The sequence below is a fragment of the Stenotrophomonas sp. SMYL8 genome (assembly GCF_036320065.1).
Lineage (GTDB): Bacteria > Pseudomonadota > Gammaproteobacteria > Xanthomonadales > Xanthomonadaceae > Stenotrophomonas > Stenotrophomonas maltophilia_A.
On record NZ_JAWIRR010000002.1, the window covers coordinates 278,130 to 293,168 of the forward strand.

The following is a 15,039-nucleotide window of genomic DNA, read 5'->3' on the forward strand; positions in this document are numbered from 1 at the left end:
CACGGGGCAGGCATGAAGGCAGGCTTCCGGCAGAGCATGTCGTGGCTGCACACGTGGTGCGGCCTTACCTGCGGCTGGCTGCTGTGCGCGATCTTCCTGACCGGCACGCTCAGCGTGTTCCGCGAGCCGATCACGCGATGGATGGAGGCCGGCCCCGTGCCGGCCTCCTTGCCGGCGGTGGACACCGCAACGCAGGCGGTGCGTGCGCAGCACTGGCTGGCCGCAAACACCACCGATGCCCGGGCATGGCAGATCCGTTGGCCTGCGCAGCACGGCTGGCCGCTGGAGCTGTCATGGGAGGATGGCGACGGCAACGCGCACGAACGCTGGGTGGATGCCAGTACAGGCATGCCACAGCCTCCACCTCGTCTTCGGGAAACCGAAGGCGGGCGCCACTTCATGTCCTTCCATTACACCCTGCACGGTGGCATGGCCGGCTACTGGCTGGTCGGCTGGATCACCGCCTGCATGCTGCTGGCGCTGGTGTCCGGCGTGGTAGTGCATAAACGCATCTTCAAGGACTTCTTCACCTTCCGCCCGGGCAAGGGACAGCGCAGTTGGCTGGATGCGCACAACCTGAGTGCCGTGCTGACCCTGCCATTCCTGTTCATGATCGGCTACACGGGGCTGACCTTCTTCTACAGCAGCTATCTGCCATGGCCGGTGCACACCGCCTATGGCGATGCGGATGGCGCCTATGCGCGCTACGAAGCCGAGCTGGCGCCTGCACCGTTGGCTCCGCCCGGCATCCTGGTATCCACCGCGCAACTGCCGGACCTGCCGCAACTGCTGGCACGCGCGCACGCCATCAGCGGGCAGCCACCGGCACTGGTCGTGATCCAGGCGCCCGGCACCGTGCACAGCGTGGTGGAGGTGATCGGCCGCAAGCCCGAGGGGGGCGCGGACAGGCATCTGCTGACCGAAGCCAGCCGGGTGACGTTCGATGCTGCCAGCGGCACGCTGCTGCAACAGCATGGCGCACATCCGCATGCCATTGGCGCCGTACAGGTGCACGAGACCATCGAAGCACTGCACAAGGCCGATTTCGGCGGCTGGCCGATGAAGTGGCTGTACTTCATCAGCGGCCTGCTCGGTACGGCGATGATCGCCATCGGCACGCTGCTGTTCTCCATCAAGCGGCGCAAGCGCAGCGAGCATGAGTTCGGCGCGGCCACGGCGGGCATCTATCGCTGCGTGGAAGCACTCAACGTCGCATCGCTGGCTGGAGTGGCGCTGGCAAGCATCGTCTACCTGTACGGCAATCGCTTGCTGCCACTGGAAGTAAGCGGTCGCAGTGGGTGGGAAATACGCATTTTCCTTGTTGCCTGCGCTGCCTCGGTGCTGCACGCGCTATGGCGCCCGCCACGCCTGGCCTGGATCGAGCAGTTGTGGCTGGCAGCAGCACTGTGCCTGGCTCTGCCGCTGGTGAATCTGGCAACCACCGGGCAGGGGCTGCTGATGTATCTGCAGCGGGGCGCATGGCATCAGGCCGGCGTGGAGCTGGTCGCACTGGCCTTCGGGTTGATGCTGGCAAGAATGGCCCTGATGCTGCAGCGCCGCTGGCCACGGGCACAGGAGGCGGCGCGCCCGGCCAAGCCTCCGGCCGGGCGGGAACCGGCCTATCGCTGGCAGGTGGCGAGCCGAGTGCTGGCCGCCTCACTGGGCGGCTACGTGTTCACCGCCGTTACTGCCACGGCACTGGCGTTGTTGTTGCCCGTGCTGGTGGGGGTAAGGACAGCCGTTTCGGTCCTGGCCAGTTCACTGCTGGGGTTCGTGCTGTTCATTGCCGTTGCTGTGGGCGTCTTCAGTGCCCGTAGTGTTGGGCGGGTGTGGCTGAGTCTGCTGGCGGGGAGTGCCCTGATGGGGGTGTGGGTGGCGATGCTTCAGACAGGGTGAGAGCGCTCCCGACAGGGCAGGCGCCTGTGGTTGCTAGTGCGAACGATTTGCATTTGGTATTATTTAACGCGAAATTAACGCCGCCGCAGCTGCCGCCTAGGGCGCACTTCCTACCGTAGGCCCCCAAATGAACAAGATCGCCACTACTTCCCGCGCCCCGAGGCGCTCTCTGTTGTCCGTGTCCGTTGCCCTCATGCTGGCCTTCCCGCTGGCCGGTCACGCTGAAGCACCGCCCTCGCCAGAAGTCCCCGATGGCAGCGCCACGACGCTCGATGCGGTGCGCGTCAACGCCTATCGCACAACCACACACACCTCCGGCGCTACCAAGACCGACACGCCGGTTGCGGAAATGGCCAAGTCGGTCTCGGTCATTGCCCGCGAAGAGCTCGATGCCCGCGGTGTGCAGAACCTCAACGAGGCGATGCGCTACGTGGCCGGCGTGGTTCTGGAGAGCGGCGGCATCGACAATCGCGTCGATGACTTCCGCATCCGCGGCTTCGACGCCGGCAGCTGGAGCAACAACGTCACCGTCGACGGCATGCGAGCGCCGCAGGGTGGCCAGTGGAACCGGACCATGGTGGACAGCTGGAACCTGGACCGTGTCGAGGTGCTGAAGGGACCGTCGGCCGTGATGTATGGTCAGGTGGCTCCGGGCGGCATGGTCAACCAAGTCAGCAAGACCCCGACACCTGACCAGCAGCAGGTGCTGCAGTTGGGTCTGGATGGAAACGGCCAGTACAGCAGCGCGTTCGATCTGGGCGCGGCATCGGACGACAAGCGCCACCTCGGGCGCCTGGTGGGCCTGTATCGCGACGGTGACACCCAGATCGAGCATACCCAGCAGCAGCACTGGTTCCTGGCCCCCAGCTATACATTCCAGATGGCCGAGCGTACGCGGCTGACGGTGCTGGGCCTCTATCAGCGCGATGACGGCGGCTCGACCTACCAGTTCCTGCCGATGGACGGCACGCTCAAGGCCACCCCCTATGGGCGCATGAAGAACACGACCTTCATTGGCGAACCGAACTGGAACACCTACGACCGCACGATCTGGACGGCCGGCTGGCTGTTCGAACATGCCTTCAACGAGAACTGGACCCTGAGCCAGGGTGCCCGCCGCACCAACGTGGAATCGACCTTCCGCACCGTGGTGACCAATGGTGGCCTGAACCCGGATGGCCGCACGCAGAAGCGACGTGCCACCTGGGGCGAGGGGGACTCCCAGGGCGACACCATCGACACCCGTGTGACCGGCAAGTTCCAGACCGGCTCGGCTGAACACACGCTGCTGGTGGGCGTGGACTGGCAGAAGGCCGATTGGGACGCGGCACGCGGTGCGATGCGTGATCCGGCGCCGATCGACATCTTCAATCCGGTCTACACCGGCTATGTTCCGGTCACCAACAGCATCAGCTACTCGGGAGGCGTCAACCGCCAGACGGGTGCCTACCTGCAGGATCAGATCGCGCTCGACAAGTGGCGCTTCACCGTGGGCGGCCGTTACGACTGGACCAAGGACGACACCTGGACGCAGTCGTACACCGTGGCTACGGATCGCTATGGCGCACGCGCGCCGAGCCGCATCAAGAACGAGGCTTTCAGCGGCAACGCGGGCATCCTGTTCGTGGCTGACAATGGCCTGACGCCATACCTGAGCTATGCCGAGTCGTTCCAGCCCGCAGGCAGCACAGCTACACAGTCCTTCGACCGGACCCCGTTCGACCCAATCACCGGCAAGCAGTGGGAAGTGGGCGTGAAGTATCAGCCGTCTGGATTCGATGGCCTGATCACGCTTTCAGCCTACGATCTGCGCCAGCAGAACATCCTCACCAACGACCCCGATCCCAGCCACAACACCTGCGGCACGACTGGGTCCAGCCAGTGCCAGGTGCAGGATGGCGAGGGTCGCGTGCGTGGCGTGGAACTGGAAGGCCGCATCCCCCCCCTCGATGGCTTCAGCGTGATCGGCGCCGCGTCTTGGATGGACTCGGAAGTCACCAAGAGCAACAACGGCTACCAGGGCAAGCAGCTGGCGATGGTTCCGGACTGGACCGCTGCGCTGTGGGGTGACTACACCTTCCAGGGCGGGGCACTCGCAGGCCTGAGCCTTGCCGCAGGCGTCCGCTACAACGGTGAAAGCTACGGCGACAGCGCCAACGTCTACCTGATTCCGTCCTACACGATGTGGGATGCAGCTATCCGTTATGACGTCGGTGCGATCGGGAGTGTGGGCACGCAGTTCGCACTGAACGTCAGCAACCTGACCGACAAGCGATTCGTGACCACGTGCAGCGGTGTCTCCTCATGCTTCTTCGGCACAGGACGCACCGTCACGGCCACCGCCCGGTTCACCTGGTAACCCTTCTGCCCCGTGACCGGCCAGCCAGGTCACGGAGCCTCCAAATGAGACTTCCAGAATGTCAGTCGTGATGGCGTTGCTGGCCTCAGCCACGGGTGTGGTAGGGGCGTGGCTGTTCTATCTGGCCTCACCGAAACAGCAGTGGCGGCGCGCCGGACCCTGGCCTGTCCGTGGGAAATGGATTCCCGGCAGCACCTTGTCGCTGGTCTCGCTTGCCTTGTTCCTGTCATTGATGGGAAGTGGTGCGGCCTTCTTCACCTGGTTGACGATTCTGATGCTGGTCTGGTCAGTGGCGCCGTTCCTGGGCGTCTGGCGTGGCCGTCGAGGCGGAGGCCCGCATGGCCAAGCCTGACAAGCTGCAGAGCCGCCACTGGTTCGGAAAGACGTGCGCAGGCGTACTCCTGGGCTTCGGGCTCTCCCTGGCCTTGTCCGGCCTGTTCGCGTGGTTCGGCCCCGGCGGCATCGATGGTGGGGGCGGCAAGGCCCAGTTCAATATGTGGCTGGTCGCGCTGCTGTGGGCGCCCATCCTGTCATTCGTCTTCCTTTTCCGTAGCAGCGCACGCGCCTGGCTGTGGCTGGGTGCTGCCAACCTGGTCGCCTTTGGCGCACTCTGGCTGGCGCGATGCCAGCTGGGCTGATTGGACCCCGCATGAAGATCCGCAACGACATCATCAAGGTCTACAAGGACGTGCACATCTGGGTCGGCATCTTTGCTGGCCTGATGCTGTTCGTTGCCTTCTATGCCGGCTCGATCACCATGTTCGAGAAGCCACTGGAGCGATGGGCAACACCCCCGTCTGCGCTGTCTGCGCCGGTCCCGATGGAACGTGCACCTGAACTGCTGGCCGCGGTGCTCAAGGCGCATCCCGAGGCGGCGAAGAACTACAGCGTGATGGTGCAGACGTCGCCTGAAGCGCCTGCCCGCGTGATCTGGCGAGTACGTGGCGACAAGCCACGGCAGTTCACTGAGTTTGGCGCAAGCTTTGACGAGAAGGGCCGCCTCCAGGTGGAGCAGCTACGCAAGGCACCGGTGGCGCAGCTTGTCGATACCCTGCACCAGTTCGTCGGCCTGCCGTTCCCCGATGCGATTTCGCGCCCCATCATGGGCATCATTGCGCTGATGTATGCCGTCGCATTGATCTCCGGCGTCATCGTGCTGTTGCCGACGTTGGTGAAAGACTTCTTCGCCGTGAGGGTAGGCAAGAACATCAAGCGCATGTGGCTGGATGTGCACAACGCGCTGGGCATTGTCAGCTTGCCATTCCACCTGATCATGGCCGTGACCTGCGTGGTATTCGCGTTCCACGATCAGATCTACGACATCCAGGACAAGGTGGTTTATCCCAACGGCATCCAATGGGGCGAAGAGCACGATGCCGGGCCCGCTCCGGGCGCCCAGCCTCTGCCTGCTCCTGCACTACTGGAAAAGGTAAAGGCACAGCTGCCGGGTTTTGAGGTCTACAGCCTGGGCTTCCAGCAGAAGGACAGTGTGGTCGAGGGGCGTGTCACCGGCCTGGATATCCGCTACGGGACCCGTGCCCGCACCTACATGAGTACCCATCTCGATCCGTACACTGGTGTGGTGGACACACATGACCTGCCAGGACACATGGGCGGCTGGGATACGGCGGTCAATGCCTTCTTCATGCTGCACTTCGGCAGCTTTGGCGGGAACCCCGTGCGCTGGATGTACCTGCTCCTTGGGCTTGGCGGTGCGATCGTGTTCTACACCGGCAACCTGCTGTGGATCGAATCACGACGCAAGAAGCAGCGCGATGCCAACCTTCCCGAGCAGAAGCGATCAACCCGTGTACTGGGATCGCTGACCATCGGTGTGTCCCTGGGCTGTGTCATCGGCATATCGGCAACACTGGCAGCTACCAAGTGGCTGCCTGGGCTGGTTGGCAATGTCCCGGCATGGCACGAAGGCATCTACTATGCGGCCTTCCTGCTGGCAGTGGCCTGGGCATTCCTGCGTGGGGCCGCGCGCTCTGCCTATGAGCTGCTGTACGTTGGCGCCATGGTGACGGCACTGATCCCGCTCGGCAGCCTTGCGGCGTTGGCCGGGGTACCCGGCACCTGGAACCATTCAAGTGCCGGGGTGGCCGTGGACGCGACCGCAATCGTCGCCGCTGTCATTTTCTGGCAATTGGCGAGGCGATCCAGGAAGCGCGCAACGGTGGGCCACAAGGACAGCGTTTGGGCCATCGACGGAAATGCGACCACAAGGGCAGGGCACATCCAAGCGGCCGGGGAGTAGATCCGCCCCTGAAACGATTGCCGAGGCGGGCAGGTAGGCATTGGATGGAAAAAACAGCCGTTGCCCAAGCTACCCTGGACGCAGCAAGAATTCGACCCGGCCATGAACAGGCCTGAACGGCCCGCTCTTCAGTTCGGCGAGGCACGCGTCATGGGTACTTTGCACGTACCAGGTACGCCGCATTCACGGCCACCGACAACCGCACTCACCACACTCCCCCTTCATTACACACAAAGGGGTGCCACATGGCCACCTGTGATGTCTGCGGCAACAACTACGACAAGAGTTTCACCCTGCAGCAGGGCGGACGCAGCGGAACCTTCGATTCGTTCGAATGCGCGATCCATGCATTCGCGCCGCGCTGCGCACATTGCAACTGCGCGGTTATCGGGCATGGCGTTGAAGGAAAGGGCCAGATCTTCTGCTGTGCACATTGCGCCGGTCATGCCGGTGTACAGGGTGTAGCGGACCGGGCCTGAACTGCCTCGATTTGATCCTGCCGATTACGCAGAGACCAGCGACGAAAGTCGGACGACCCGGGCTGCGCCCGAGTCTGCCAGCACTGCCAGTGCACGCCGTTTCTGCGAGGGCATCGCCGCCACAGCTTCCAATGCCACCACGACCTCGAACTCCCTGGCGTTGGCGTCCAGCGCCGTGGCCAGGACACACGAGTCGGCCGTCATGCCAGTGAGGCAAAGACGGCGTACTCCCAGCTTGGCCAGCAGAATCGGCAAGGGACTGGCGAGGAACGCCGAGTGCTTGGGCTTGAGCACGAAATAGTGGCCGGGCAGGGGGGAGAGGGTGGTGGCAATTCGGGCAGCCGTCCCCCCGTCCCGCTGGCACTGCTCCACTTGTTGGCGGAAGTCCCGCTTCCAATCTGAGAAGTTGTCATTGGCATAGATGACTGGCCACCCCTGGTCATCGAAGTGGTCTCTCAGGCGGCGGATCTGCCGGGCCGCGTTCTCTGCCGCTGGCGCCAGCGCGTCTGCACCTGGGAAGTCGAAACGACTGAACATGTCGACGATCAGCAGGGCGGTAGAAGGGCGGCGTGCCATGCCTCAATCTCCTGTCTGCGCATGCGGCGCTTCGACCGGCTTGGACTGTGGCGAATCCTTCTGGCGCAGGAAGATGGTCAGCACAACCAGAGACAGCACGGCCAGAAACTCGCTTTGCCAGTTCTGCATCGATTCGAACCAGAACGTGCTGCTGGCCAGGTGCTCGAGAAAGCCCGGTACTGGCAGGCCCTGCAGCTGCTGCTCGGCCTGTTCGGCTCGCCAGCTTCCCAATGCGTGCAGCGTAAAGCTGGCCAGGAACAACAGGCCGAAGGCGATCGCAAGCGAATGGCCGTAGATGACTTTCCATGCGCCACCACGCCTGACGGGCCAAGGCGCCGGCCCCGGCTCGATGCGATTCTGTTCCTGCACAGGGTCCAAGGGCCGCGATTCGGCCGAACCGCGCTGGCGCAGGCTCACTGTCAGAAGAACATACATCCCCATCTGCAGGAATTCGCTTTCCCAGTTCTCGAATGTGGCGCTGACGAAATGCCCGGTCGCCAAATAGTTCCAGATATCGATCGGCGTGCGTCCGTGCTGCACCAGCTCCTGGTTGTGCACGTGATGTCCCGCAACTGCCTGCCCACCGATGAATACGATGGTGAGCACAAGCAGCACCAGCGAGAGACCGTTGCGTTTCCACATGCAACACCTCGTTCAGGCTGTTCCAATGGCCGTGATGAAGCTTGCGCCGCCAGCGGCCCATGAGCTGTGAATCCGGCGCATCCAGGATGTGAGGCGGACTCAACGCTTTCCTGTTGGATCGGGATCAGGACGCTCGTAGTCCTCGGGTACGGCCTTGGGGCCATTGCCATCGTCGGGCATGTCGTGCTCCTTCCATTTGGCTCGATCATTGCGCCGCTTGTCAGGCGTATGTGCCTTCGACTGATCATCCACGTCCGTGGTCGGATTGAAGGGAAGCTTGTCGGTCATGGGTTGCTCCTGCAGCAGGAGGTTGAAGCGTGCGACCCGTCCGGTTAACGCGGTGACGTCGCGAAATGAACACCATGCACACCGGGATGTCACCGCAGGGGGAGGGGGGTGTTGCGAAGCTGGAACCCCCTCTTGCTGGAGAAGCACGATGCAGGCATTGACCTACCACGGCCGCAAGGATGTACGCGTCGAGACCGTGCCGGACCCGGTACTGGCGGCTGATGACGACCTGATCCTGCGTGTTACCGCTACCGCCATCTGCGGCTCGGACCTGCACCTGTATCGGGGCAAGATTCCGGATCTGCACGACGGCGATGTGCTGGGCCACGAATTCATGGGCATCGTGGAAGAGGTCGGCAGCGGCGTTACCCAGGTCAAGGCGGGGGATCGGGTGGTGATTCCCTTCGTGATCGCCTGTGGTGAGTGCTTCCACTGTCGGCTGGCCGAGTATGCCGCCTGCGAAACCACCAACCCGGGCAAGGGCGCCGCGCTGAATCAGAAGGGCCTTCTGCCGCCGGCCGCGCTGTTCGGATACAGCCATCTGTATGGGGGGGTTGCCGGTGGCCAGGCGGAGTTCGTGCGCGTGCCCAAGGCGAATGTGGGCCCGCTACGTATTCCGGAAGGCGTGGCCGACGAGCAGGTCCTGTTCCTGTCTGACATCCTCCCCACCGGCTACCAGGCCGCGCTGAACGCAGGGGTGAAGCCGGGCTCAACGGTGGCCATCTTCGGTGCGGGCCCGGTCGGGCTGATGAGCGCGGCCTGCTGCCGCCTGCTGGGGGCCGAGACCATCTTCATGATCGATCATCTTCGGTACCGCCTTGATTATGCGCGCCGGGCCTACGGGGTGTCCCCCATAGATTTCAACGAGATCGAAGACCCTGCTGACTACATCCTTACCCAGACCAGCGGGCGGGGCGTGGACGCCTGCATCGAGGCGGTAGGCTTCGAGGCCGAGGGCAGTGCGCTGGAGTCAGCATTGACCGCTGTAAAGCTGGAAGGCAGCAGCGGCGTGGCGATCCGGCAGTGCATCGCGGCAGCGCGCCGCGGCGGGGTGGTCAGCATCCCAGGCGTCTACGCCGGCTTCATCCATGGCTTCCTGCTGGGTGACGCGTTCGACAAGGGGCTGACGTTCAAGATGGGGCAGACCCATGTGCAGGGACTGATGCCGGAACTGCTCGACGCAATCATGGAAGGAAAGCTGGACGCGGGTGACATCATCTCGCACCGGATGCGCCTGGCCGATGCAGCGCAAGGCTATGCGATGTTTGATGCCAAGGACGACGACTGCCGCAAGATCGTATTGACCCCCTGAGCATGCCGCAATGAGCGCGATCGTCATGGCATGCGTCTATGCGCTCTGGTTGGCCGCAGGTTGGCTCGACTTCCATTTCCACCGGCGTACCGACCTGCCGCACACCTCTGCGTTGCGGGAAAGCGCATTGCACGGGCTGCAGCTACTGCTGATTGGCAGTGGCGTGCTGGCATGGCTCCTGCTGGAGAATACCCGGTCACTCGTCGCGCTCCTGGCGCTTCTGGTCATCGCACACGCGATCACCGGCTATTTCGACACCGTCAGCGCGGACGGTCGCCGGCGTATCAGTCCAGCGGAGCAGCACGTGCACAGCCGCGCCTTGGGTTCTGCTGGGCTGGGTCGGCTGGCACGCGCAGCCGCGGTGGTCGCTGAGCGTGGATCCTGCGGCGCTTGAGGCCTGGTGGCTTGTTCTGTTGCCGGCGGTGGTACTGGTGGTGCTGCCATGGCTGTGGGAATTGCAGCAGTGCCTGCGCGTGAGGCAGCAACGGCGTGGGACAGGTGCGTGAGGATCACTGCGCGGGGCATTCATGTGCCCGCCACACCTCCAAGACAGTGATGTGACCGCCTGCCGCCTACGTTCATGACATGTCTTCATTGCAGAAGCCCTCATGCAGGATGTGACGCCACCATCATCGTTGATCAACCGCGCCCGCCAGGTGCTCGTTCAGCAGCCTGAACTGCCATTACCGGGATGCGGGCAGACACTGGATCGTTGGAGGGCGCTTGCGGCGTTGGGGGGCGAAGATCTCTGCCTGGCCAAGGTGCTGGAGGCGCACTACGACGCGCAGGCGATCATGGTCGAGTTGAAGGCACCGTCGGCTGCTGAAGGCAGATTGCTGGCGGTGTGGGCGGCAGAGGGCCCGACGAGCACACTCCGCATCGACGCCGAGGGCAGGCTGCGCGGGGACAAGCCCTGGTGTTCGGGCAGCGCCTGGGTGGATGCCGCATTGGTCACGGTTCGCAGTGCTCAGGGGGTGTGGCTGTGCCAGGTCGCAGCGGAGCACTGGACGACGCTGTCGGGTGAACCATGGCCCGCCGTAGGCATGGCCGGGATTCCGTCCACCACCGTGCGCTTTGATGCCGCGCCAATGGTGATATTGGGGGCTCGCGATGACTATCTGCAACGACCGGGCTTCTGGCATGGAGGCGCGGGTATTGCGGCGGTATGGTTTGGCGCAGCGGTCGTGTTGGCCGAACGCATGCGATCAGCCTGCACCGAGGGAAATCGTGCACGTCTACTGGGTGAAGTGGACCTCGCGTTGGCGCCGGCCGCGTCCCTGCTTCGCGAACTGGCAGCACGCATCGATGCCGAGCCCGAATCGGCGCATCGCGAGGACGTGGTGCGGATTCGTTGCGTGATCGAGCGTGCGGCCACGCGCGTGCTGGATCTGGCGGGTCGGGCCCTGGGCCCGGCCCCCATGTGCCTGGAAGACGCCCATGCCCACCGCTGCGCGGACCTGGCCGTGTTCCTTCGCCAGAACCACGCCGACCGCGATTGGGAATGGTTGGGTGGGCAGCGGGCAGCCCAGGAGGCGACATGGGCGCTGTAGCCAAAGCACCGCTGCAAGGCGAAGGAACCCAGGAGCAGGCATGGCTGCGCTGCCATTGGCTCTGGCAGCAGCCGATCACACCGGCAAGCGCGCTGTGCACCGGGCATGACCGCCTGGTGGTGGTCGCGCCGCACCCGGACGACGAGATCCTCGGCTGTGGCGGACTGCTCCATCACGCAGTGTGGCTGGGCATGGAGGTGAGCGTCGTTGCAGTGACGGACGGCGAAGCATGCTATCCGGGCGAGCCGTGGTGGACGCCAGGGCGCCTGCGGTCGGCACGACGGGCGGAGCTTGCCGCGGCATTGGGCGAACTCGGCATCCCTGCCGGTTCCATATTTCACCTGGGTATCGCCGACGGCGCGGTCAGCACGCACGAACAGGGCCTGGAAGGCTGGCTGCAACAGCATCTGCAGCCCCGTGACCTGGTCCTGGCGCCATGGCGGTTTGATGGCCACCCCGACCATGAAGCGGCAGGGCGGGCTGCCTGCCGCGCCGCCCGGGCGGTGGGTTGCCGCCGCCTGGAGTACCCGGTATGGGGATGGCACTGGCTGGATCCGGCCTGTGCACATATGGCGTGGGAGGTGCCCAGGCTGGTCGACATTTCAGCAGTGGCGGCCGCAAAACGGAACGCGATCGCGCATTTCCGGACGCAGACGGGCGACGTGCCGGGCTTGAACAGCCCTCCGGTGCTGCCCGCGCATGTACTGACCCGATTCTTCCGAAACTACGAGGTATTCCTGGCATGAGCGCGCAACCGTACTTCGATGACCTGCATGAGCAGGAGGACCCGTTCGGCTACCGAAGCCGATGGTATGAAGAACGCAAGCGTGCACTGCTGCTGGCAAGCCTGAGCCAGCGTCATTTCACTCGCGGGTGGGAGCTGGGTTGTTCCAATGGCGTGCTGACCGAGGCCCTGGCCGCCCGCTGCGAGCGCCTTCTGGCAACCGACATCAGCCCGCGTGCTGCGTTCCAGGCGCGCCGCAACCTTGCCCACCTGCCGCACGTGCAGGTCCACTGCGCCAGCCATCCCGAGCAATGGCCGCCGGGCCGCTTCGATCTGATCGTCTGCGGCGAAATGGGCTACTACCTGGGAGCCGGCGCACTGCGCGAGCTGCGCGCCGGTATCGGGGAAGCACTTCGTGATGATGGACTGCTGGTGGCCTGCCACTGGCTGCCCTCGTTCCCGGGGCGCGCGAGCCGCACCGAGGTCGTGCATCGATGCCTGGGTGAAGGCCTGCAGGAGGCCTTCCACTATCGCGACGCGGACTTCGTACTGCAGGGGTGGACGCGCGGCGCGCTGTCGTTGGCCCGTCTGGAGGGCCTGCGGTGATAGGCGTGCTGGTTCCGGCCCACAACGAAGCAGCCAGCATGGAGCGGTGCTTGCAGTCGATCAGGAGGGCGGCCCTGAATCCCGGGCTGGGTGGCGAAGCGGTGGAGGTGATTATTGCGCTGGACGATTGTTCCGACGCCACGGAATCCATCTGCGCCCAGCAACGAGTTGATACGCTGCGGTTGGATGCACGCTGCGTCGGCATCGCCCGGGCCGCCGCCGCCGCCGAGCTGCTGGGCCGGGGTGCAAGATGGCTGGCGAGCACGGACGCGGACAGCGAGGTACCTCCTGAGTGGCTGGTCGCACAGCTTGAGGGACGCCGGGACGTTTTCTGCGGGCTGGTGGACATCGCAACGAACTGCAGCGCCGAGGAGCGCCTGCGCAAGGCGTTCCGGAGGCGGCAGCAATGGGGGGACGATCATGGGCGTATCCACGGTGCGAACCTGGGTGTTTCCGCCCAGGCCTATCGTGCGGCAGGCGGCTTTTCGCCGCTGCACTGCGGGGAGGACGTCCAGCTGGTGAGGACATTGCAGCGTCTCGGCGCTGATGTGCGGTGGGCGGGTGCCCCGCTCGTCATGACCAGTGCCCGCCTGGCAGGGCGCGCGACAGGCGGGTTTTCAGCCTATCTGGCGGAGATGGGCGGGTTGGGCGCCGCCCCGGCGGCAGGCCAGCCGATCCTGTTGGCTTGAAAATCAGCCGCTTCGGCGCGCCATGGCGGGATGCAACGGAAATGCTGTTAAAAACCCCGGTTCGCCGGGCGATATGTGACCAATTCACGTTTGGCGCTTACGGTCTCTCAACGACACCGGCCTTAGATTGAGCGACCGGGAGAGCAGGAGCGCCACCATGCCGAACAGAGCCATTGTCTATGTCAGCGAAGCCGTCGCTGGATTCACGTCCGCGCGCTTGGAAGCACTGATGGAAGATGCGGCCCGCTTCAACCGATCAGCGGGTGTGACCGGCGTGCTTCTATTCGACGGCCGGTACTTCCTGCAATACATGGAGGGCCCCGCCGATGGGCTGGATGTGGCCTTCTCCCGCGTCAACGGCGCCGGTAGCCACGCCGCCCTGATGGAGCTTGCTCGCGGGCGTGTCGGGCAACGGCGGTTGCCGTTCTGGCCAATGCGCTGCCTGCCAGTCAGTGCGGATGAGCTGCGGATGATCGCCCTTGCTGACTGGACCAGTTTCATCCAGCGGGCGGCGATGAACCAGGCGGGTGCTACCGCGATGGAGAAGCTCCTATCGATCGTCGAGCCCTACGCAAAAGCGGCCTGATTGGCCGATGCGCCTGCTGTAGGCCAACCCTGCCGGGTTTCACGGGGCGGCGCACGCCAAGTGAAATGCGCTTTCCCGTGCCGACGCCCTATCCGAGCTGACTGCTATGCAGCATCAGTGCGTGGTCAAAGGCGTGCAGGTGTCCCCCACCACGCGTTGGACGGCTTGCTGCAACTGGGCAATGTGGAAGGGTTTGGCCACGAAGGCTGCGCCTCGGTGGCGCTGCGGTACCAGCTGGTCATAGACCGCAGATACAAACAGGAAGGGGATGCCAAGCTCGGCCAAGCGATCGGCAACCGGAAAGACCACGCCGTCACGAAGCTCCACATCCAGCACGGCGCCATCGAACGTCTGCTTCTCCAACAGCCCCATCGCATCAAACACGCTATACGCATGGGTTACCTGGCCTCCCCCGTCTTCGAGCGCCTGCTCCATCAGTGCGGCCAGATCGAACTGATCCTCCACCAGCAGCAGGTTGCACCTGCGCCGGCTCATATCGGGTTGCATGCGCGCATGCCTGTATTGCCTCGGGAACTGCAGTGTGTGCTGTGCTGCATCAAGGCTGCGAGTGTGGAATGTCAGCCCGGTGCGAAGCTGGGAAGGTGTCGCCAATGCTGTCGAGGTGGCGTGGAAGGAGCCCGGCGTTCCTTGACGGCATTTTGGCAGCGGCCATGGATTATTGCCGCCATCTTCGACACTGGAGCTTCTGCCATGCATCGACCTGGAACCGATCCCGCTTCGCCACGCGTGCTGCGTGTCGAGAGCATGTCCCTGGACTGCGGTGGCACCGCCGTTGTTGTAGAGCTTGACCGGACACCCGAACGGGTATGGATGAAGTCGCTGAAGCGAGCCGTTCAGGCCAACACCGCCCTGGAGGGGGCGCAGGCCAAGTTCGATGGCCGTTTTGTGTATTTCGTGGGCATGGAGGAGAGTGGGAATCGCGTCCAGCATCACGTGATGCAGGCGCTGATTTCGGCGGAACCGGGCCGCGACCCGGCCAGGCCCAAGGGTTTCCCGGGCGCGGCACTCTCCAGCTTGATGACCGCCTGAGTGCGACCTGGGCCGATACGGC

17 protein-coding genes and 1 pseudogene are annotated in these 15,039 nt (G+C 64.3%); 14 read left to right on the forward strand and 4 right to left on the reverse strand.

Features of this window, described 5'->3' with window-relative positions; translation table 11 throughout:
• Positions 1 to 12 precede the first annotated feature (12 nt).
• From V3B25_RS03305 to V3B25_RS03330, 6 genes are all read left to right on the forward strand, one after another.
• Entirely contained in the window at positions 13 to 1,896 is a 1,884-nt protein-coding gene (locus tag V3B25_RS03305) for a PepSY-associated TM helix domain-containing protein (RefSeq protein WP_329810061.1), read from the forward strand.
• Between the two features lie 178 nt (positions 1,897 to 2,074).
• Entirely contained in the window at positions 2,075 to 4,255 is a 2,181-nt protein-coding gene (locus tag V3B25_RS03310; RefSeq protein WP_329810062.1) for a TonB-dependent siderophore receptor, read from the forward strand.
• Between the two features lie 67 nt (positions 4,256 to 4,322).
• The gene (locus tag V3B25_RS03315) at positions 4,323 to 4,607 is read left to right on the forward strand and encodes a hypothetical protein (RefSeq protein WP_154352615.1); all 285 of its coding nucleotides are present in this window, start codon (positions 4,323 to 4,325) and stop codon (positions 4,605 to 4,607) included.
• Positions 4,594 to 4,893, forward strand: coding sequence for a hypothetical protein (locus tag V3B25_RS03320; protein ID WP_154352614.1), 300 nt, complete (start codon positions 4,594 to 4,596; stop codon positions 4,891 to 4,893). The genes V3B25_RS03315 and V3B25_RS03320 overlap by 14 nt, the downstream gene beginning before the upstream one ends.
• 11 nt (positions 4,894 to 4,904) lie before the next feature.
• On the forward strand, positions 4,905 to 6,515 hold the full coding sequence (locus tag V3B25_RS03325; protein WP_154352613.1) for a PepSY-associated TM helix domain-containing protein: 1,611 nt from the start codon (positions 4,905 to 4,907) through the stop codon (positions 6,513 to 6,515).
• 245 nt (positions 6,516 to 6,760) lie between these two features.
• A complete protein-coding gene (locus V3B25_RS03330; protein WP_049463413.1) occupies positions 6,761 to 6,994 on the forward strand; it encodes a hypothetical protein in 234 nt (77 codons plus the stop codon).
• A 24-nt stretch (positions 6,995 to 7,018) separates the two neighbouring features.
• On the opposite strand, the gene V3B25_RS03335 is transcribed toward V3B25_RS03330, so the two are convergent.
• From V3B25_RS03335 to V3B25_RS03345, 3 genes are all read right to left on the reverse strand, one after another.
• Positions 7,019 to 7,570, reverse strand: coding sequence for a cysteine hydrolase (locus V3B25_RS03335; RefSeq protein ID WP_329810064.1), 552 nt, complete (start codon positions 7,568 to 7,570; stop codon positions 7,019 to 7,021).
• 3 nt (positions 7,571 to 7,573) lie between these two features.
• A complete protein-coding gene (locus tag V3B25_RS03340) occupies positions 7,574 to 8,212 on the reverse strand; it encodes a DUF6766 family protein (protein ID WP_329810065.1) in 639 nt (212 codons plus the stop codon).
• 99 nt (positions 8,213 to 8,311) lie between these two features.
• The gene (locus V3B25_RS03345) at positions 8,312 to 8,500 is read right to left on the reverse strand and encodes a hypothetical protein (RefSeq protein WP_106468074.1); all 189 of its coding nucleotides are present in this window, start codon (positions 8,498 to 8,500) and stop codon (positions 8,312 to 8,314) included.
• Positions 8,501 to 8,648: 148 nt separating this feature from the next.
• Here V3B25_RS03345 and V3B25_RS03350 point away from each other — a divergent pair, with 148 nt between their 5' ends.
• The 7 genes and pseudogenes from V3B25_RS03350 (at position 8,649) to V3B25_RS03380 (ending at position 13,967) form a co-directional block, all read left to right on the forward strand.
• Complete coding sequence (locus V3B25_RS03350; protein ID WP_329810066.1) at positions 8,649 to 9,812, forward strand: zinc-dependent alcohol dehydrogenase; 1,164 nt, start codon at positions 8,649 to 8,651, stop codon at positions 9,810 to 9,812.
• A 10-nt stretch (positions 9,813 to 9,822) separates the two neighbouring features.
• Positions 9,823 to 10,318: pseudogene (locus V3B25_RS03355) on the forward strand (hypothetical protein).
• A 102-nt stretch (positions 10,319 to 10,420) separates the two neighbouring features.
• The gene (locus tag V3B25_RS03360) at positions 10,421 to 11,362 is read left to right on the forward strand and encodes an acyl-CoA dehydrogenase (RefSeq protein ID WP_329810067.1); all 942 of its coding nucleotides are present in this window, start codon (positions 10,421 to 10,423) and stop codon (positions 11,360 to 11,362) included.
• A complete protein-coding gene (locus V3B25_RS03365) occupies positions 11,350 to 12,108 on the forward strand; it encodes a PIG-L family deacetylase (protein WP_049422296.1) in 759 nt (252 codons plus the stop codon). Before V3B25_RS03360 ends, V3B25_RS03365 begins: the two co-directional genes overlap by 13 nt.
• Entirely contained in the window at positions 12,105 to 12,692 is a 588-nt protein-coding gene (locus V3B25_RS03370; protein WP_329810068.1) for an SAM-dependent methyltransferase, read from the forward strand. Before V3B25_RS03365 ends, V3B25_RS03370 begins: the two co-directional genes overlap by 4 nt.
• Positions 12,689 to 13,381, forward strand: a complete 693-nt coding sequence (locus V3B25_RS03375; protein WP_329810069.1) for a glycosyltransferase — start codon at positions 12,689 to 12,691, stop codon at positions 13,379 to 13,381. The genes V3B25_RS03370 and V3B25_RS03375 overlap by 4 nt, the downstream gene beginning before the upstream one ends.
• Positions 13,382 to 13,538: 157 nt before the next feature.
• Positions 13,539 to 13,967, forward strand: coding sequence for a BLUF domain-containing protein (locus V3B25_RS03380; protein WP_049422299.1), 429 nt, complete (start codon positions 13,539 to 13,541; stop codon positions 13,965 to 13,967).
• Between the two features lie 114 nt (positions 13,968 to 14,081).
• Here the strand turns inward: V3B25_RS03380 and V3B25_RS03385 are convergent, their stop codons facing one another.
• Positions 14,082 to 14,474: a response regulator gene (locus V3B25_RS03385; RefSeq protein ID WP_049422300.1), complete on the reverse strand. Its 393-nt coding sequence runs from the start codon at positions 14,472 to 14,474 to the stop codon at positions 14,082 to 14,084.
• Between the two features lie 204 nt (positions 14,475 to 14,678).
• Between V3B25_RS03385 and V3B25_RS03390 the strand changes: the two genes are divergently transcribed.
• A complete protein-coding gene (locus tag V3B25_RS03390; RefSeq protein WP_329810070.1) occupies positions 14,679 to 15,017 on the forward strand; it encodes a hypothetical protein in 339 nt (112 codons plus the stop codon).
• Positions 15,018 to 15,039: the final 22 nt, after the last annotated feature.